The following is an 18,201-nucleotide window of genomic DNA, read 5'->3' as shown; positions in this document are numbered from 1 at the left end:
GTAAGACTTCAATTTTTTTGATCAACCACTAACCGAAGTTAGTAAGTCGATCTTCTGAAGTCTCCAGCGAGCGCCCACACAAATTATCTGATTATCTATTTTAAAGAGCGTTGCCGTACCACTTAAGCCACTTCGTCTCTGCGTTAGAGTGAAGTCCTGTCCGTGTCAGCGAGGGCGTATATTAAGGATCTACAGATTTAGTGCAAGTGTTTTCTGCAATTAATTTCTTTTATTTTTCAACCAACTAATAAACCGGCACAAACACAGGAATACTATGGCTCACTGCCATGGTTTTAGGGCTGATATCCACCTTATAAGCAATGACCTCAACACCACTGGCCAGCACATCTGTAAAGGCCTGGGCATACTTAGGGTCGATATAGCCTGCTGGGGCAACACCGTCTATACCAGTGTGACTCACGCAAAAGAACATCACCGCCCTATGGCCTTGCTTGACCATCTCTGCCATTTCATACAGATGCTTTTTGCCCCGCTCCGTTACCGCATCCGGAAAGTAACCTTTACCATCCTCTTCTAATAGAGTTACATTCTTCACTTCTACGTAACACAGCTCCCCTGTGTCTTTGCTTAACAACCAATCGATACGGCTTTTTTCACCGTACTTCACCTCAGCTTTCTGTTGGTCATAACCTGCAAGCTCGCTGATCACACCATTCGCAATGGCCTCACCAACCAACTTATTAGGGTAGCCCGTATTAATGCAGGCAAGGTGTTGCTCATCGACCTCGACTATTTCCCAGGTGTAGGCCAGCTTACGCTTTGGGTTATCACTTTTAGACACCCATACTCGGGCATTGTCTTGCTGGCAGCGCTTCATCGACCCCGTATTAGGGCAATGGGCGGTAATAAGCTCGCCACTATCCAGTTCGATATCCGCTAAAAATCGTTTGTAGCGCTTGATCAAACGCCCAGCAAGCAGTACGGTAGGAAAATCCAAATCTAATACCTTATCTAATCTTTGTTTATAAAATGGTCAGCGGATGACAAGCAACTGGAATCAACAAGCTCAGCAGTTATGGCAGGAAAACAAACAACTTCAGGCCATTCAGCACCTCGTGGGCATCATCAACAAGACCCCAAGAGACAAACGCAATCACCTGTTCGTTCAGTTAGCCTATTATTTCTTCCTTATAAAGGACTACCTTTCCGCTTGCGCCGCTTTTGATGAAGCCCTCAAGTTCGCGCCCGATGACGAGACCATCATCCGCAACTATGCTGTATGTCTATCTCGTTCTCAGCAATATGATAAAGCATTAAGCTTGGTAAAAAAGGTGGATGCGAAGATTATCCACGACAGTTATCACTACCAAGACTTCCTATGCTCCACCCATAAAGGCCTTGGCAACCTAACAGAAGCACAGCAAGCTGGCAGTCGATCCCTGTACCTTAAGCATAAAGAGTCTTGTCAAAAACAAGCGCCTTTTGCCCTCAACAAAATAACCAAGCCCTCCCCCTCACAGAAAAACATTATTAGTTTTTCATTATGGGGGAATCAGCCAAGATACCTACGTGGTGCCCTCGATAACCTTATTGCCAGCCAATACATCTACCCTAACTGGCAATGCCGCTTTTATCTCGACAACAGCGTTCCCAGTGACTTTATTAACACCCTAAAAGCTCATGGCGCGGAAATTATTCAAGAACCCGAAAATCAATCACTTAAGCATAAATTGAGCTGGCGCTTTAAAGTCGCGAACGACCCAAGTGTTTATTACTTTTTAGTGCGCGATACGGATTCCGTGGTGAACCTTCGAGAAGCTATGGCGGTACAAGACTGGCAAGCCTCAGGAAAAGCCTTTCATGTGATGAGAGATTGGTGGACACACACCGATCTTATCTTAGCGGGAATGTGGGGAGGCATTGCAGGGTTACTACCGGATATGAAACAAAGCTTAAGCAATTACCAATCTGGGGTTGCAGAAACCCCTAACATTGATCAATGGTTTTTAAGAGACTGTATTTGGCCACTTATTTATGATGAAAGTCTCATACATGATCGCTATTTTAATAGTTATCATGCTCAAGCTTGGCCTACTCCTCACAACGAAAACAGCAATGAACACGTGGGCCAAGATTTATTCACCGCTAGATCAGAGGAGCAAACCAAAAGGCTGACCTACTGGATCAATAAGCTTATCTGCTTACAAGTAGCTTCGCCTAAATAGCCAGCACCTCTCAGCTATGCGTTTTTACCACAGCACTTTTTGTATTTTTTACCATTGCCGCATATACACGGATCATTGCGTCCAATTTTCGGTTGATCACGTTTAATCGTTGCTTGCGGTGCACAACAGCTTGACGTACTGCAGCAACTTTCTGACTCAACCGGAGAGTTTTCCTTATTCATTAATCTTACCCTTACTCGATGTTAAACAATGGGTTAATTATACACTGCCCAACCAAAAAGTAAGCCAGCGCCTAAAACATTAAGCCTACTCTATACACAAAAAAGCCCGCTAGATAGCGGGCTTTGGAGTGTTTATTGCTGTTCAGCGCAAGGTGTTACCTAACGCTGAATTATTCCCACTCAATGGTAGCCGGTGGCTTAGAAGACACGTCGTAGGTTACACGCGAGATATTTTCGATCTCATTAATGATACGACCAGACACGGTTTCTAGTAGTTCATAAGGTAAGTGCGCCCAACGAGCTGTCATGAAGTCGATGGTTTCTACTGCACGCAGTGCTACGACGTATTCGTAACGGCGGCCGTCTCCGACTACTCCGACAGATTTCACAGGTAAGAATACCGCAAAGGCTTGACTGGTTTTATCGTACCAACCAGAACGGCGTAACTCTTCAATGAAGATAGCATCGGCACGACGCAGAATGTCGGCGTAGTCTTTCTTCACTTCACCCAATATACGAACACCTAGACCTGGTCCAGGGAAAGGATGTCGGTAAACCATATCGTGTGGCAAACCAAGAGCCACACCCAGTTTGCGCACTTCGTCTTTAAACAATTCGCGAAGTGGTTCAACCAATTCCATTTTCATGTCTTCAGGCAAACCACCCACATTGTGGTGAGACTTTATAACATGCGCTTTACCCGTTTTAGACGCCGCGGACTCGATAACATCTGGGTAGATAGTACCTTGCGCCAAGAAGTCGATGCCGTCTAGTTTAGAAGACTCTTCGTCGAAGATTTCAATAAAGGTGTTACCAATGATCTTACGTTTCTTCTCTGGGTCAGCTTCACCAGCCAATTTACCAAGGAACAAATCTTCAGCATCAACACGGATCACTTTCACACCCATGTTGTCCGCAAACATCTTCATGACTTGGTCGCCTTCATTAAGACGCAACAAGCCGTTATCTACAAACACACAGGTCAGTTGATCGCCGATCGCTTTGTGCAACAAAGCCGCCACAACCGAAGAATCCACACCGCCAGATAACGCCAATAGCACTTGCTTGTCACCCACTTGCTCACGCATACGTTCAATCGCATCGGTCGCAATGTTAGCAGGCGTCCACAAAGTGTCACATTCACAGATATCAACAACAAAGCGAGAAAGGATCTTACCGCCTTGTAGGGTGTGAGTAACTTCTGGGTGGAACTGCACACCGTAGAAACGCTTTGCTTCGTGAGCCATCGCAGCAATAGGGCAGCTCTCTGTTGAAGCCATCAAAGTAAAATCCGCAGGCATTTCAACTACTTTATCACCATGACTCATCCACACATCAAGTGTCGAAACGCCATTGTTAGCGACATGGTCTTGAATATCTGCGAACAGGCTTGGCCCATCATGCTTGCGAATTTGTGCATAACCAAACTCACGTAATTCAGAACCTTGGACTTTACCGCCCAATTGTTGCGCCATTGTTTGCATGCCGTAGCAAATACCAAATACAGGTACACCCAAAGTGAACACAGCCTCAGGTGCTCGTGGAGAACCCGCTTCTGGTACAGACTCTGGACCGCCCGCTAAGATAATACCCTTAGGGTTAAAGTCAATAACCTCTTGATCTTCCATATCAAAAGCACGAACTTCACAGTAAACACCAATTTCACGAACACGACGCGCTATTAGTTGAGTGTACTGAGAACCAAAATCAAGAATAAGAATTTTATGAGCGTGGATATCTTGCGACATTGTTAGCCAGTCCTTTCACCCTTAAATAACTAAGAGCGTATCTTTGTATTAAACATTAAGAACAACAAATGAAGATGGGGCGATAACATCGCCCCATCTGAGTAGTCAATTATCTGCGATTAACCCGCATGATAATTTGGTGCTTCTTTCGTTATGGTCACATCATGGACATGACTTTCACGCATACCAGCACCGGTAATTTTCGAGAATTGCGTTTTAGTGCGCATTGTCTCGATGTCAGCCGATCCGGTATAACCCATTGAAGAGCGTACACCACCCATCAATTGATGGATAACAGAAACCATAGGTCCTTTTGAAGGTACGCGACCCTCGATACCTTCTGGTACCAATTTCTCTACACTGCTAGAGTCTTGGAAGTAACGGTCACTCGAGCCTTGCGCCTGAGACATTGCTCCTAATGAACCCATGCCACGGTAAGATTTAAATGAACGACCTTGGAAAAGTACCACTTCGCCCGGCGCTTCATCTGTACCAGCAAGTAAGCCACCCACCATGATAACACTAGCACCTGCAGCAATCGCTTTACTGATATCTCCAGAAAAACGAACACCACCATCGGCAACCACAGGAATACCACGAGGGTTCATCGCTTCAGCGACATTTGCTACCGCACTGATTTGTGGAACACCAACACCAGCAACAATACGAGTTGTACAGATAGAACCTGGACCGATACCCACTTTCACGCCATCAGCGCCCGCATCAGCCAAGGCAATCGCCGCTTCAGCGGTTGCAATATTACCGCCAATAACTTGAATATGCGGGAAGTTTTCTTTTACCCAACGCACACGATCAATTACACCTTTAGAGTGACCGTGGGCTGTATCAACCACGACAACATCAACACCCGCATCAGACAAAGCTTTAACACGTTCGCCAGTATCAGCGCCTGTACCAACCGCTGCACCAACACGCAAACGACCTTCTTCATCTTTACAAGCATTTGGGTAAGTTGTCGCTTTATTAAAGTCTGTTACTGTTACCATGCCACGCAATTCAAACTGATCATTAACGATCAGTACTTTTTCAATGCGGTTTTCATGCAACAATTTGCGAATAGAGCCTGAAGAAGCGCCTTCAAGAGCGGTTACCAAACGCTCTTTTGGCGTCATGATATCCGCCACTTTTTTATCGAAATCTTTTACGAAACGCACATCACGGCTGGTGACGATACCAACCAAGTCTGTACCTTCAACAACCGGTACACTTGAAATGTTGTTTTCCGCTGTTAGTGCCATAAGGTCATGGACACTCGCCTCTGGACCAATCGTCACAAGATCACGCACAATACCACTTTCGTATTTCTTAACACGACGCACTTCGGCGGCTTGCTCTTCAATAGTCAGGTTTTTGTGAATGATGCCCATGCCGCCTTCTTGCGCCAAGGCAATTGCCATACGGTGCTCGGTAACGGTATCCATCGCAGAAGAAATAAGCGGAATATTCAGCTCGATGTCTTTAGTGATTTTCGTTTTGAGGCTAACATCCTTAGGTAAAACTTCGGAATAGCCGGGGATAAGCAATACGTCATCAAACGTTAAAGCTTCTTGCACGATTCGTAACATAATGGGGAGTTTCCAATGCCAACAAGGGTGTTAAGATGGCAAGTAATTCTACTCCAATAGATGCATTCGGTAAATCAAAACCATGAGAGATTGATGAAAAATTTTACAACTTTTACACCACAAGAAACCGCTTTCACCGTTTCTCAGCTTAATCGTCAAATTCAACAGCTATTAGAAGCCAGTTTACCGTGGATTTTAGTTGAAGGAGAAATCTCCAATTTAGCCAAACCCGCTTCAGGTCACTGGTACTTTTCTCTCAAAGATGACAAAGCGCAAATCCGCTGCACCATGTTCAAAAACCGCAACATGGCCGTACGCTTTCAGCCTAAAAATGGCGATCTGGTACGCTTGCGAGCACGTGTCACCTTTTATGGCCCCCGAGGCGATTGTCAGCTTGGGGTAGAAAGCATGGAATCCGCCGGTGAAGGCGCCCTACAACAAGCCTTCGAGCGGCTTAAAGCCAACTTACAACTTGAAGGGCTCTTTGATGATGCCCATAAAAAGCCCCTACCCAGCAATCCAGAACGCGTGGCGATTATTACCTCGCCGGTTGGTGCGGCAATACGTGACATAGTCATCGCCTTTGAACGACGCTTTCCTTTAACAGAACTTACCATTCTACCTTCTTTAGTACAGGGACAAGACGCCGCCAAAAATCTGCTTAAGCAACTACAAAGAGCGGATCACAGCGGTCATTTTGACGCGATTATTCTCGGTCGTGGCGGTGGTTCCCTAGAAGATCTTTGGAGTTTTAACGACGAAGCCCTCGCCCGTGCTGTGTTCCACGCTCGGACACCTATTGTGTCGGCTGTTGGTCATGAAACAGACTTCACGATTACTGACTTTGTCGCCGATGTGCGTGCCGCCACCCCGACGGCAGCTGCCGAACTTCTCAGTCCAGATGGCAACCAGCTCAAGCAGCAAATTAATCAACAAAGCCGACAACTGCTGCTAAAAATGCAGCGTCAGTTAGAACAGCATCAGCAAAGATTAGACTTTTTAAGTAAACGTATTCGCCACCCGAAAGAGCGCATCGATCTACAACAAAATCAGCTTAATCAACTGAACCGTCGTTTGCATAGCAGCCTCAGTCAGCGACTGGAAAATCAGCACACCCGCTTGGCCCACCTCCACCAGCGTTTATTACAAAGCACGCCAGAGGAAAGCATTAAGCAGCAGCGCAAAAAGCTAGAAGATATCGATAAGCGCCTGACCCTAGCCCTCAGCCATAACCTCAAAAACAAGCAGAATCAGTTTGCCGGTTTGGTAGAGAAGCTCAACCTAGTCAGCCCGTTGAATATTTTATCAAGAGGTTACGCCATCACCACCAAAGACGGGCAAGTGGTCAACTCCACCAGCTCAGTGCGCAAAGGCGATAAGCTCAGAACCCGACTGGTTGATGGGGAAATAGACTGTGTTGTCGAAGAGGTCATGCCCCATAGCTAATGCTTGGGGCGCAGAGACTCAAACTAGACAATGCGTGACGATAGTTGGCGTGCCGCCTGTACCAGATTTTTAGAATACTGACGGGCCTCGCCACGATCAAAGCGGTCACTTTTTATCGCTATGCCGACGCTGGCAACTGGCTCATTATTTAGGTTCATCACTGGTGCTGCCATGGTACTGACACCGCCTTCAAAATCCCCATGACTGACCGCATAACCAAGTCGGGCAGAACGCTGTAAATCAGCAAAGACTGCGTCACGCTCGGCATCGTTTAACTGCTCGGCCACCGCCTCTAAGGCAAAGTAGTTCGCCTGAAAGACCTCGGAATGCATCGCCAGCATCACCTTACCCGCCGCCGAAAGGTGCATATTCACCGTCTGCCCGGTATAGATTTCATAGGTATTACTCACCGCAGGCTCCACTTTAGAAATCACTACCATCTGCTTACCTATGGGTACACTTAAGAAAATAGTTTGGTGCACCTCATTCTTTAAAATCTCTGCAAGGGGGTAAAAGAAAGGAATCAGACTTTGCTTACTCAACACAGTGGACGCCACTTCAAACACCCGTGAACCGACGCTGTAGGAGCGTTTTTTACGAGGATCGGTTGAGAGCATTTCATGGTGCAGCAGTGAATTAATCACCCGATGAGCTGTAGAAGGTGAAATACCCGTTTGCTGACAAATATCTGTTAATGTCAGCGGCAAAGTCGACATGGCCACCAGCTCAACAATGGCCACGGCATTGTCTATAGCAGGTGCCGACGTTTTATCATTTTCTCGCATTTTGCTAACCACCCCCTTCTATTTATAACTTGGATGCAGGATTCCAAAAAATCAAACCTGTAAATTCTATATATGGAAAAAATCCATTATAGGATACTTCTCACTACATTTTCGCGCATTCGATAAAAATCCTTCCATTAGTTTTGTAAAGATAAATCCTAAGCCGCTTGTCACGCGGCTGAAAATAACCTTTTCTACTAATAAAACCTTACCAAACAGACCAAACGAAGAATTAAAATTATTATAAATCATACAGTTAAGACATTATTCTGCATATGGAAAATATTCTTATGCTCCCTGAGTGACATTTGACACACAAGGCTCTAGCTTCATACCATCTGGACAAATTGATGGGAGAGCACCATGCGACAGGATACAAACTTTATTAACAATGCCTTTAAATACTCTGACACAGCAGAAACCATTGCGGTTTTTAACCCTGCCAACGAAGAGCAAATTGCCACGGTACAAGCCATCACCGACGCCGATGCTATGGAGGCGATCAGCGTTGCCACAGCGGCACAAAAAGCCTGGCGTCAGCTTACCAGTACGGATCGCGCGCAGTACTTGCACCGTTTGGCAGACGCTTTAGTTGAGCTAAGCCCAGAGATCGGTGCCACCCTAGCATTGGAATCTGGCAAAAGCCTAAGCGATGCCACTAATGAAGCCATCTATGCCGCAGACATCACCCGCTACCATGCTGAATGGGCACGCCGTATTGAAGGGGAAATCATTCCCAGCGATAGCCCAAGCGAAAACCTACTGCTTCAAAGAGAGCCGATTGGCGTTGTCGCCTGTCTGATTCCTTTTAATTATCCTGTCTATACTTTACTGCGTAAAATCGCACCGGCTCTGATTACCGGTAACAGTGTTATTGTGCGCCCGAGTAACAACACGCCATGTTCCGCCTTTGAAATTGCCAAAGCCATTCAAAAAGCTGGCTTCCCAGATGGTGTGATCAACATCATGACCATGTCTCACGCGACCGCTGAAATGATCTGCACTCACCCTAATGTAGGCATGATCACGTTGACGGGTAGTGTGGGCGCAGGCCGCAAAGTCTTAGAGTACTCACAAGTAAACATTGCTAAGTCTTCATTGGAGCTTGGTGGCAAAAGCCCTGCAATTGTTGAAGCCGATGCTGACCTGAAAAAAGCCGCCCGTGAAATCGTAGGTTCCAAAACCACCAACTGTGGCCAACTTTGTACTGCGATCGAGCGAGTTTATGTGCAAGAGTCTGTGTATGAAGAATTCATTGAGCTGCTTAAAGCCGAATTCGCAGCCAGACAATTTGGTGACCGTGCTGTTCAGCCAGATGATATGGGGCCGCTTATTAATGAAAGCGCTCGTATCAACATCCACCAAATGGTGGCACGGGCCATAGACGATGGCGCTAAGCTAGAAATTGGCGGCTACATCCCAGAAGGCAAAGGGCATTTTTACCCACCAACCCTACTGACCAACTGTCGCCAAGATATGGAAATTGTCCAAGAAGAGATTTTTGGCCCTGTACTGCCAGTGTTAACTTACCAAACCAGCGACGAAGCGCTGGCCCTTGCCAATGACCACCAGTTTGGTTTGGCATCGGTGATTTACACTGAAAATTACCGTACCGCCATGAAGGTTGCCAATAACATTGAAGCCGGTGAAGTCTACATTAACCGCACCCCAGCGGACCCTTATCAAGGCTACCACGCTGGTTGGAAACGCTCCGGTCTAGGGGGCGATGACGGCAAACACGGCATGCTGGAATTCACACAAACACGTTTAGTGGTACTTAACTACTAGCTTTCATATCAGACGCCCACGGACTATTCACAATAGTCCGTGGGCAAGTCACACATTTATTCAAATTAAAGAGCACTTTTGTTATGAAACTCGTATCTTATGATGCCCATGTTGTTGCTACCCCTCCTCCTCATGTAGGCGGAATGTATTGGATCTTTGTTCAACTACGCACCGAATGTGGTATTGAAGGGGTGGGCGAAGTTTACGCGGCCACCTTCCACCCAAATGTCATGCTGTCCGCGATTGAGGATGTGTTCTCACGCTTCTTGCAAGGCCAAGACCCACACCATATTGAGCGTTTTTACCGCCAAGCCTTTTCCAGTGGTTTTACCCAGCGCCCAGACCTCACCATGATGGGCATTATCAGTGGCTTTGAAATGGCCTGCTGGGACATTATCGGTAAAGCTGCCGGTAAACCTGTTTATGAACTGATCGGTGGCAAGGTTAACGACAAGCTACGTACCTACACCTACCTATATCCAGAAGATGAGAATGGCAACTACGATTATGACAATTTAGACCTTGCCGTAGAGTGCGCGATTAAAAACATGGAAATGGGCTTCACTGCGCTGAAATTTGACCCAGCAGGTCCGTATACAGCTTATTCTGGTCACCAACTGGCCTTGGCCGACATTGAAAAAAGCGTGTCCTTTTGCCGAGAAATCCGCAACGCCGTGGGCACAAAATGTGACCTACTGTTCGGTACCCATGGTCAAATGACACCCGCTGGGGCGATTCGTCTAGCCAAACAGCTAGAACCCTTTGACCCACTTTGGTTTGAAGAGCCGATTCCACCGGGCAATAGTTATGCAATGAGCAAGGTCGCCCGCCAAACCAGCATTCCTGTCGCCACAGGCGAGCGTTTAACCAGTAAATACGAATTCCACGATCTGCTGATGAACGATGGCGCTGCGATTGTACAAATGAACCTTGGTCGCGTGGGTGGCATTCTGGAAGCCAAGAAAATAGCCGGTATGGCAGAAGCCCATCACGTGCAAATCGCTCCTCACCTTTACAACGGCCCAGTGGGTGCGGCGGCCAGTATTCAGCTTGCCACAGCAACCCCTAACTTCCTGATTCAAGAAAGTATTGGCACTTGGGATGGTTTCCATGCCGAAGTGTTACAAGAAAAGATCGAATGGCAAGATGGACATATCATTCCATCAACTAAACCTGGTCTTGGGGTGGAACTCAATATGGAAGTAGTAAAAGCCAACTCACCTTATAAAGGTAAGCGCTTACATCTACAGATGGACCCAGCGCCATATGATGTCAAAACACAAACCTCGGCTGCTCGTAAGGGCAGTGCATAAACACAGTAATGGCGCGCCTATTGGCTACATGCGCAGCCTAACTAGGCGCCTTTACTTTTACTTGCAACACAGTCACTGAGTATTGGAAGGTCATGACAAATTACGACTTTATTATTGTTGGGGCAGGCTCCGCCGGTTGTATTCTCGCCAACCGACTCAGTGCCTCTGGGGAGTTTTCCGTACTCTTGCTCGAAGCTGGGCCAGAAGACAAGTATCCTTGGTTTAAAGTGCCTGTTGGTTTTGCCAAAACCTATTATCACCCTACCTACAACTATATGTATTACACCCAACCCCAATCTGAAATGGCAGGACGCTGCTTGTATACCCCCAGAGGCAAAGTACTGGGTGGGTCAGGTTCTATTAATGCGATGATTTATGTACGAGGCAATCGCCAAGATTTTGACGACTGGCAAGCCCAAGGAAATCCGGGTTGGGGCTATAAAGACGTTTTACCCTACTTTAAAAAGCTGGAAAGTCATCCCTTTGGTGATGACGACTATCATGCTAGTCAAGGTTTGATCGGCATCACCCGCATGCAAGACAAAGCCCATCCCATCTGTCAGAGCTTTTTAGCGGCGGCTAAAGAGCTATCTCTTGGGATGAACAATGATTTCAATGGCGAGAGCATTGCAGGCGCTGGTATCTATGATGTAAATATTCGCAAAGGCATCCGTGACTCCAGTAATCAGGCCTATTTAAAACCCGCGAAAAAGCGCCCTAACCTGACCATTAAGACCATTGCTCAAGTCAGCAAGGTACATCTAGATGATGAACTGCGCGCTACCTCGGTGGAAGTGAGCATGGATGACCAAACGGTTACCTTCTCGGCAAGTAAAGAAATCATTCTGGCTGGAGGCGCGATTGGCACCCCTAAGCTTTTACAGTTGTCTGGTATCGGCGAGCCTAAACTGCTTGCACAACATGGTATTCCTCTACGCCATGAACTACCAAGTGTCGGCGAGAATCTACAAGACCACCACTGTGTGAGTTACTTTTACAAAGCCAAGGTGAAAACTCTTAATGATGAGTTTCGCTCCATCCTCGGACAAATCAAAGCAGGTATTCAATACGCTTTGACCCGAAGTGGGCCCTTGTCATTGAGTGTCAATCAAGCGGGGGGGTTCTTTAAGGGCGATGACAATAGCTCAGAGCCGAATATACAGCTGTACTTTAACCCTATGTCTTATCAGATTCCAAAAGACCCTAATGCCAAAATGGAACCAGAGCCCTATTCTGGCTTTTTACTCGCCTTTAATGCCTGCCGCCCTACCAGTAAGGGTTCAATACGAATTGCTTCGGCTAACCCAAACGTCGCGCCTCTTATTCAGCCTAACTATTTGTCTACGGAACAAGACAAGCAAGAGGCGATTCAGGGCAGTCGACTAATCCGCAAGTTTATGGACAGCTCAGCCTTACAGGCCATTACCGAAGCAGAAGTCATGCCCGGGGACGAAGTACAGAATGATGAAGAGATGCTGCAATTCTATCGTGAGAATGCCGGGTCTATTTACCACCTGTGTGGCACCTGTGCCATGGGCCCAGACCCAAAACAACACGTGGTAGATCACCAGCTAAAAGTTCACGGCATTAAAGCATTACGAGTGGTCGACGCTTCCATATTTCCCAACATCACCTCGGGCAATATAAACGCCCCTGTGATGATGGTGGCAGAAAAAGGTGCTGACCTAATATTGGCCGACCACCAAACGAGTTAAGCTAAATTACCTGCTAATCTGGGGTTCAAGGCGCCCATTTTGAGGCATTGGAGAACATAGTGTTTTTGGTTTAATTGAAAGCAACATAACACGTTCGCTCCACGTGCAAGCGCGAAAAGTCGCTGAACTGTGTTATGTTGCTTTCCTCCACAGCGTTCAGGAAATGATGCCGCTAATAAATAACGAAAGTTATTACCAAAGGTGCGGGAAAAGAAAAGAAATCGCGTCAAACGGGATTTGATCAATTTTTAGTGCTGTCTTCGTTTCTCCACTGACCCAACGCTCTTCAATAAGTTGCTTAACAATGGCACGAGAATTGGTGTCTCCTAATCCTGTGATTTTTGGTACATCTGTTCGCATTACCTTAGTGTCATCCATAATCGCTTTGAGTAATACAAAGGTTTCAGGACGCCATTTTTTAAGCGTGTCGCCTTTTGTGCTCAACGCGACACCAGCGGTGCGTAAATCTGCGTATTGTTTTAATCTCACATCAAAAGATTGGATATCTAATACGCCAGACAAGTACTGGATTTGATCTAAGCAAGTCTCGAAAAAATAACGTTGGAAGGCTTCAAGCCCTCTGTTTGATAAAATTCCACGACCATCTGTACTGCCTTGTCTAACCATATCTGCGCCAGATAAGCGGAGTTTGTATTCATCGATTGTCCGAGCAAAGCCTCGACTCAATGCCCACAAACCATAACCATCAACGCCAGCACTACGCATATAACTGTCTGTAAACAAACGCCCAACTCGACCATTGCCATCCAGAAACGGGTGAATCCAAGCAAAGTGGTGATGCGCAGCCGATGCCGCTAAAAGGCGCGTTTCACCAAATAACCTATCCAATCGATATGAGCTATGAAACCAGTTTAAATAGCCATTTAGCTCGTCTTGATTCGGCGGTAAATACTTTCCAACTTGTACTTGCGTAGTTCGTATTTTTCCCGCTTCGACGAGATAGGTTTCACCTGTTGACTCTCGAACATGCGTTCGCACAGACTCGGGTAAATCCTTAAAAAAATGTTCATGTATAGAACACAAGAAAGCTTTTTCTGTAATCTGCTCGGGGCGAACGTGACCTTTAATTAAAGCGGTCTGTGCGACCAAATGCGCTTCTATTTCAAGCAAATCATTACGTTTTACTGGATCCGTAAATTCAGCATTGTTATTACGAATAATGTCCGCAGGCTCTGTACTGTTACCCTCTATTCTGTTGCTGTAATAGCTGTTCACAAATCTGATTAGATGTTCAACCGCTGGCTTAAGATTTGGACGTACAGAAGCCGACAAGCTCGCGGATTGCTTATAAACCTCCACGGCCATATCTCGAATGTCTCCAGAAGCTTGTTCCGGTTGAATAAAAGGCGTCACACTGATCATTTTTAACGGTTCTTTTGATGGTTAATTTCTATTAAAAATCAAAGCTTTAACTATTTAAAAAAGCATTAAATTAACGGTTAATTTAACACTATATTAAACTAAACCCATACACTTAGATAGTTGAGTGATGAATGCCGACTTCGGGTGCATGAGAAAGAGCCAAACACGCTTTACTTAGCTAATGAAAAGAAACAAAACACGTTCGCTCCACGCGCAAGCGCGAGAAGTCGCTGAACTGTGTTATTGTTTCTTTCAATGCTTAAAATTTTGTAAACTCTTTTAGTAGAGATAACTCATATCAGGTTAATGAAAGGAAGCAATGACATGTCTGAAGAACTCACTCTAGACTGGTCCGATCCTACAACAATAGAAAATGAAACCTTTCCACAAGACACGCTTGGCCGCGAAAAATATGCGCAGTTTTTAACCCAGTTTTTAAAAGATCAAGGCCATGACCCTTCAACAGAAAAGAAACAAAAATACGTACTCAACCTAAACTCCGAATGGGGTTCAGGGAAAACCTATTTCTTAAAGCGTTGGTCAAAAGACTTAAAGCCTTATTTCCCTGTCGTGTATATCGATGCGTGGCAACAAGACTATTCCGACGATCCATTAATGACAGTGATATCGTCTGTGATAAAACAGCTTAGAGAGCAAGCTGGGGTAAAAGAAGACGATAAAGTGATAAAAGTATCCAACAAAATAATTGGTTTACTAAAAGCGTCAGCTCCAGGATTCGCAAGAAGTGTTGCTAAACGTTACCTGGATATTGACCTTGTCGCTGTCATGCAAGCCGAGGAAGGTGAAGATTTAGGAGAAGTCAAAGGCGCTAATGGCGAATCCATGGATATGAGTGCAATGGCATCAAGCATGGTGAAACACCTTATCGATGAACACGATGCAAAATCTATCGCTATCAATGATTTAAAAGACAATATTAAACAATGGATAAAAATAGTCACTGAACGTAAAAAACTTCAATATCCTGCTTTTATTTTCATTGATGAATTAGACCGCTGTCGTCCAAGTTATGCAGTAGAAATGCTAGAAACTATCAAACATATTTTTAATATTGAAGGTATTGTCTTTGTTGTCGCAACTGACACAGAGCAACTGCAACACGCAGTAAAAGCCATTTATGGCGAAGGTTTTGATGCTCGCCTTTATCTTGGCCGTTTCTTTAACAGCCGCTTCAGTTTAAAAGCCCCTGATCTTAAAAGCTTCTTGGAAGTGCATGTTGATTACACGAAATTATCGGGTGAATACCTAGAACAAAAAAATATAAAGATTCTGCCACCCAATCCAGATGGCAAAATAACCTTACAAAATATCGCTGTGATTTTAGATGCCTTCAAAATGCCACCAAGAACTGCTATCCAAATAGCAGATCGGGTCATCGCTACGCTCTCCAACATGCCTAGAGACTCAAAAATCGATATTATAATGCTGACCACATTACTGTGTTTCAAAGAAGAAAATGATCAAAGGTTCAAAGATATAATTTCTAACCAACTAAAATACGAAGATCATCAAGGAAAGATTTCAGGAGTAGGAAGGTATATTAACGAACGTTTTTCTGAATACTCTTCTACAATATCTATGTATTTCAACCCAGCAAAAATATATGAAACATTACGATATGAAGCATATGCCAGTGTTCGCAATAACTACAAAACAGATGCTTATGAGTTTTACCTATCCCCATACCTTGAGCGAATTCTTTTACCTCTACTTAGTTATGACAGTTCTCCAACGCAATCAGAGATACAAGATAATCTTAGACTGTATATGGATAACCAAAAAGGAGACGATAAAGCCGAATCAAGTATTTCATGGTTACAAGCAATGTACTTAGAAGATGAATTTTATCAAATTCCAATAAGTATTTACCAAGACTACGTCGAACTCGCTTCTGCCTTAGATTGGATAGATGGCAACTCAGATGACGCTTAAGTAAGTATCCTTTAATACACACTTGGCTAGACAGGAAGATAGCACAGTTCAGCGACTTTTCGCGCTTGCGCGTGGAGCGAACGTGCTATGTTACTGTTTAGTCCCCCAACCAAAAGCTTCTACCTAGCACCCCGAATAAGTACAATCACAATCCATACCGCTCTATTTTCTTGATCAGCCCTTGCCGTGAGATGCCGAGCTGTTTGGCAGCTTGGGTGCGGTTGTCTTGGTGGTGTGTCAGGGCTTGATGGATCAAGCGTATTTCCAGCTCTCTAACTTGCTCATCCAAGGTGCCATCACTGTTTGTTGCGTATTCGCTAGGGTGAGTTTGAAGCAATTGCGCCACACGATTAGGGTAAAGCAGTTGAATATCTTCCATGGTGATGCGTCCTGTAGGGGAAATGGAGGCAACACTTTCTAAGGCATTCCTGAGTTCTCGTACATTACCCTGCCATGTTTGGTCTCGAAACCATTGCATGGCGTCTGGCATGAGTTGCAGATTTCTTGATTGCAGGTTTTCTAGGTGTTTTAAAAACGCCTGTAGCAATACAGGTACGTCTTCCAAACGCTCGGCTAGCGCTTGGGTTTCAATGTTCACGCCTTTAATTCGGTAGTATAAATCTTCCCGAAAGCTACCCGCTTGCACCTTGGCAAACAGGTCAGCATTGGTCGCCGATACAACACGAATGTCGATATGCTTTTGCTCTCGCCCGCCCACAGGAAAGAAGGTACCTTCTTGTAACACTCTCAGTAATTTCACTTGCATGACCAAGGGCATTTCGCCAATTTCATCAAGAAATAAGGTGCCGCCATCGGCCAAGCTTAATAGACCGACCTTGTCTTTTTCCGCGCCGGTAAACGCGCCTTTCACATAGCCAAACAGCTCGCTTTCCAATAGTTCAGCAGGTATCGCACCACAATGAACCGATACAAATGCCTTGCTCGATCTATGGCTCATGTCGTGCAAAGCTTGTGAAATTACCTCTTTGCCCGTGCCCGATGGCCCTGTGACCAATACACGCACATCGGTGGGCGCAATACGCTCAATAAGCCCGCGGATCATTTGTGCATTCTGGGAATGGCCAATATAGGTTTCTGCCCCTTGCGCCTTGGCGGTGACCTGCTTTAGCTGGTTGAGCTCTTTTTCTAAGGTGTGTTTGGTAATCGCCCGGCGCACCACCACGGCCAACAACTCTGGATCTATTGGTTTGGCAATAAAATCCCACGCCCCAAGCTCTACGGCTTTAAGCGCTAACTCACGATCCGCGTGGCCTGTGATGATGATCACCGGACGGCCAGCAAATAGTCCTATAGATTGTAATGTCTCTTGTGGGTCAAAGCTTGGCGGCATGGATAAATCGAGCAATACCAGATCCGCATCAAACTCCGCAATGGCCTGCTCGGCTTGCGCTAAGCTGCCAGCACTGCGCACATGATAATTGTGTTTGGCTAACCAACGACCTGCCAGCTCACGAAACGCCGGCTCATCATCTACTAATAAAATACGTTGCTGGCGGTGGGTATTTTCCGTCATGTTGTTGCCTTATTAATCCCCTGAATGGGTTGGTTGAGGAAAGCTCAGTTCAAAGGTGACCGGCCAGTGGCAGTCACTACGGTGACGAATACGCCCGCCGTGGGCTTCCACAATACGACGCACAATGGCTAATCCTAATCCACTGCCGCCACTGCGTTTGGTGACAAACGGCTGAAACATTGCCTCCCCTTGCACACTCGACTCAATAGCTGGGCCATTGTTATGCAGTTGAATCACCACCTGCTGAGCTTGTTGTTGGGCACTGATCAGCAGCTTGCCGTCAGGCATATTCCTCACATACGCGAGGGCATTATCGATGAGATTAATAAACACTTGTTGCAAGCGCTGGAAGTCACCTGCCATGTGTAGGTCATCTGCTATAAGAACCTGGCAATTTACCTGCTGAGTATCACTTTGTGACAGCAGATTGTTAACCAGTGCCGCAAGGGGCACAGAAGAGATTTGCAAGTGCAAGCCGCCAGAATACACCAACATATCACTCACCAGACGATCAGCTCTTTGCAGCTGGGTTTGAATATGCTGACGCGTGTCTGCTGGGCTGTCGTAGGCCGCCATGGCAAT

14 protein-coding genes are annotated in these 18,201 nt (G+C 45.8%); 6 read left to right on the top strand and 8 right to left on the bottom strand.

Going from position 1 to position 18,201, the window contains the following annotated elements; genetic code table 11:
• Positions 1 to 244: 244 nt before the first annotated feature.
• Complete coding sequence (gene sfsA / locus ABJF92_RS04730; RefSeq protein ID WP_446814696.1) at positions 245 to 958, bottom strand: DNA/RNA nuclease SfsA; 714 nt, start codon at positions 956 to 958, stop codon at positions 245 to 247.
• 43 nt (positions 959 to 1,001) lie between these two features.
• Here sfsA and ABJF92_RS04725 point away from each other — a divergent pair, with 43 nt between their 5' ends.
• Entirely contained in the window at positions 1,002 to 2,186 is a 1,185-nt protein-coding gene (locus tag ABJF92_RS04725) for a tetratricopeptide repeat protein (protein ID WP_446814695.1), read from the top strand.
• A gap of 14 nt (positions 2,187 to 2,200) precedes the next feature.
• Here the strand turns inward: ABJF92_RS04725 and ABJF92_RS04720 are convergent, their stop codons facing one another.
• From ABJF92_RS04720 to guaB, 3 genes are all read right to left on the bottom strand, one after another.
• Positions 2,201 to 2,368, bottom strand: a complete 168-nt coding sequence (locus tag ABJF92_RS04720; protein WP_446814694.1) for an SEC-C metal-binding domain-containing protein — start codon at positions 2,366 to 2,368, stop codon at positions 2,201 to 2,203.
• A gap of 170 nt (positions 2,369 to 2,538) precedes the next feature.
• Positions 2,539 to 4,116 (bottom strand): glutamine-hydrolyzing GMP synthase, encoded by a 1,578-nt coding sequence (guaA, locus tag ABJF92_RS04715; protein ID WP_446814693.1) that lies wholly within the window; start codon positions 4,114 to 4,116, stop codon positions 2,539 to 2,541.
• A gap of 119 nt (positions 4,117 to 4,235) precedes the next feature.
• Positions 4,236 to 5,702 (bottom strand): IMP dehydrogenase, encoded by a 1,467-nt coding sequence (gene guaB, locus ABJF92_RS04710; protein WP_446814692.1) that lies wholly within the window; start codon positions 5,700 to 5,702, stop codon positions 4,236 to 4,238.
• Between the two features lie 93 nt (positions 5,703 to 5,795).
• On the opposite strand from guaB, the gene xseA reads away from it, so the two are divergent.
• On the top strand, positions 5,796 to 7,148 hold the full coding sequence (gene xseA / locus ABJF92_RS04705; RefSeq protein WP_446814691.1) for an exodeoxyribonuclease VII large subunit: 1,353 nt from the start codon (positions 5,796 to 5,798) through the stop codon (positions 7,146 to 7,148).
• A 23-nt stretch (positions 7,149 to 7,171) separates the two neighbouring features.
• Here the strand turns inward: xseA and ABJF92_RS04700 are convergent, their stop codons facing one another.
• On the bottom strand, positions 7,172 to 7,933 hold the full coding sequence (locus ABJF92_RS04700) for an IclR family transcriptional regulator (protein WP_446814690.1): 762 nt from the start codon (positions 7,931 to 7,933) through the stop codon (positions 7,172 to 7,174).
• 363 nt (positions 7,934 to 8,296) lie between these two features.
• On the opposite strand from ABJF92_RS04700, the gene aldA reads away from it, so the two are divergent.
• From aldA to ABJF92_RS04685, 3 genes are all read left to right on the top strand, one after another.
• Positions 8,297 to 9,721: an aldehyde dehydrogenase gene (gene aldA, locus ABJF92_RS04695; protein WP_446814689.1), complete on the top strand. Its 1,425-nt coding sequence runs from the start codon at positions 8,297 to 8,299 to the stop codon at positions 9,719 to 9,721.
• 83 nt (positions 9,722 to 9,804) lie between these two features.
• Positions 9,805 to 11,034: a mandelate racemase/muconate lactonizing enzyme family protein gene (locus ABJF92_RS04690; RefSeq protein WP_446814688.1), complete on the top strand. Its 1,230-nt coding sequence runs from the start codon at positions 9,805 to 9,807 to the stop codon at positions 11,032 to 11,034.
• Between the two features lie 92 nt (positions 11,035 to 11,126).
• Positions 11,127 to 12,749 carry a GMC family oxidoreductase gene (locus ABJF92_RS04685; protein WP_446814687.1) on the top strand — a complete coding sequence of 541 codons (1,623 nt, stop codon included), beginning with the start codon at positions 11,127 to 11,129 and terminating at the stop codon, positions 12,747 to 12,749.
• A gap of 192 nt (positions 12,750 to 12,941) precedes the next feature.
• Here ABJF92_RS04685 and ABJF92_RS04680 read toward each other — a convergent pair whose 3' ends face one another.
• Positions 12,942 to 14,132 carry a Fic family protein gene (locus ABJF92_RS04680; protein ID WP_446814686.1) on the bottom strand — a complete coding sequence of 397 codons (1,191 nt, stop codon included), beginning with the start codon at positions 14,130 to 14,132 and terminating at the stop codon, positions 12,942 to 12,944.
• A gap of 324 nt (positions 14,133 to 14,456) precedes the next feature.
• Between ABJF92_RS04680 and ABJF92_RS04675 the strand changes: the two genes are divergently transcribed.
• Positions 14,457 to 16,085, top strand: a complete 1,629-nt coding sequence (locus tag ABJF92_RS04675; RefSeq protein WP_446814685.1) for a KAP family P-loop NTPase fold protein — start codon at positions 14,457 to 14,459, stop codon at positions 16,083 to 16,085.
• A 145-nt stretch (positions 16,086 to 16,230) separates the two neighbouring features.
• Here ABJF92_RS04675 and ABJF92_RS04670 read toward each other — a convergent pair whose 3' ends face one another.
• Positions 16,231 to 17,619, bottom strand: a complete 1,389-nt coding sequence (locus ABJF92_RS04670; RefSeq protein ID WP_446814684.1) for a sigma-54-dependent transcriptional regulator — start codon at positions 17,617 to 17,619, stop codon at positions 16,231 to 16,233.
• 12 nt (positions 17,620 to 17,631) lie between these two features.
• Positions 17,632 to 18,201: sensor histidine kinase (locus ABJF92_RS04665; RefSeq protein ID WP_446814683.1), on the bottom strand; the 570-nt coding region annotated here is incomplete at its 5' end.

It is taken from the genome of Marinomonas sp. (assembly GCF_039940335.1).
GTDB lineage: Bacteria > Pseudomonadota > Gammaproteobacteria > Pseudomonadales > Marinomonadaceae > Marinomonas.
The sequence above is the reverse complement of the archived record's forward strand: the minus strand, read 5'-3'. Positions and strand labels throughout refer to the sequence as shown.

Coding starts and splice junctions, on each gene's coding strand:
- ABJF92_RS04725 (WP_446814695.1), top strand. CDS start 1,002: ATGACAAGCAACTGGAATCAACAAGCTCAGCAGTTATGGCAGGAAAAC.
- ABJF92_RS04720 (WP_446814694.1), bottom strand. CDS start 2,368: ATGAATAAGGAAAACTCTCCGGTTGAGTCAGAAAGTTGCTGCAGTACG.
- guaA (WP_446814693.1), bottom strand. CDS start 4,116: ATGTCGCAAGATATCCACGCTCATAAAATTCTTATTCTTGATTTTGGT.
- guaB (WP_446814692.1), bottom strand. CDS start 5,702: ATGTTACGAATCGTGCAAGAAGCTTTAACGTTTGATGACGTATTGCTT.
- xseA (WP_446814691.1), top strand. CDS start 5,796: ATGAAAAATTTTACAACTTTTACACCACAAGAAACCGCTTTCACCGTT.
- ABJF92_RS04700 (WP_446814690.1), bottom strand. CDS start 7,933: ATGCGAGAAAATGATAAAACGTCGGCACCTGCTATAGACAATGCCGTG.
- aldA (WP_446814689.1), top strand. CDS start 8,297: ATGCGACAGGATACAAACTTTATTAACAATGCCTTTAAATACTCTGAC.
- ABJF92_RS04690 (WP_446814688.1), top strand. CDS start 9,805: ATGAAACTCGTATCTTATGATGCCCATGTTGTTGCTACCCCTCCTCCT.
- ABJF92_RS04685 (WP_446814687.1), top strand. CDS start 11,127: ATGACAAATTACGACTTTATTATTGTTGGGGCAGGCTCCGCCGGTTGT.
- ABJF92_RS04680 (WP_446814686.1), bottom strand. CDS start 14,132: ATGATCAGTGTGACGCCTTTTATTCAACCGGAACAAGCTTCTGGAGAC.
- ABJF92_RS04675 (WP_446814685.1), top strand. CDS start 14,457: ATGTCTGAAGAACTCACTCTAGACTGGTCCGATCCTACAACAATAGAA.
- ABJF92_RS04670 (WP_446814684.1), bottom strand. CDS start 17,619: ATGACGGAAAATACCCACCGCCAGCAACGTATTTTATTAGTAGATGAT.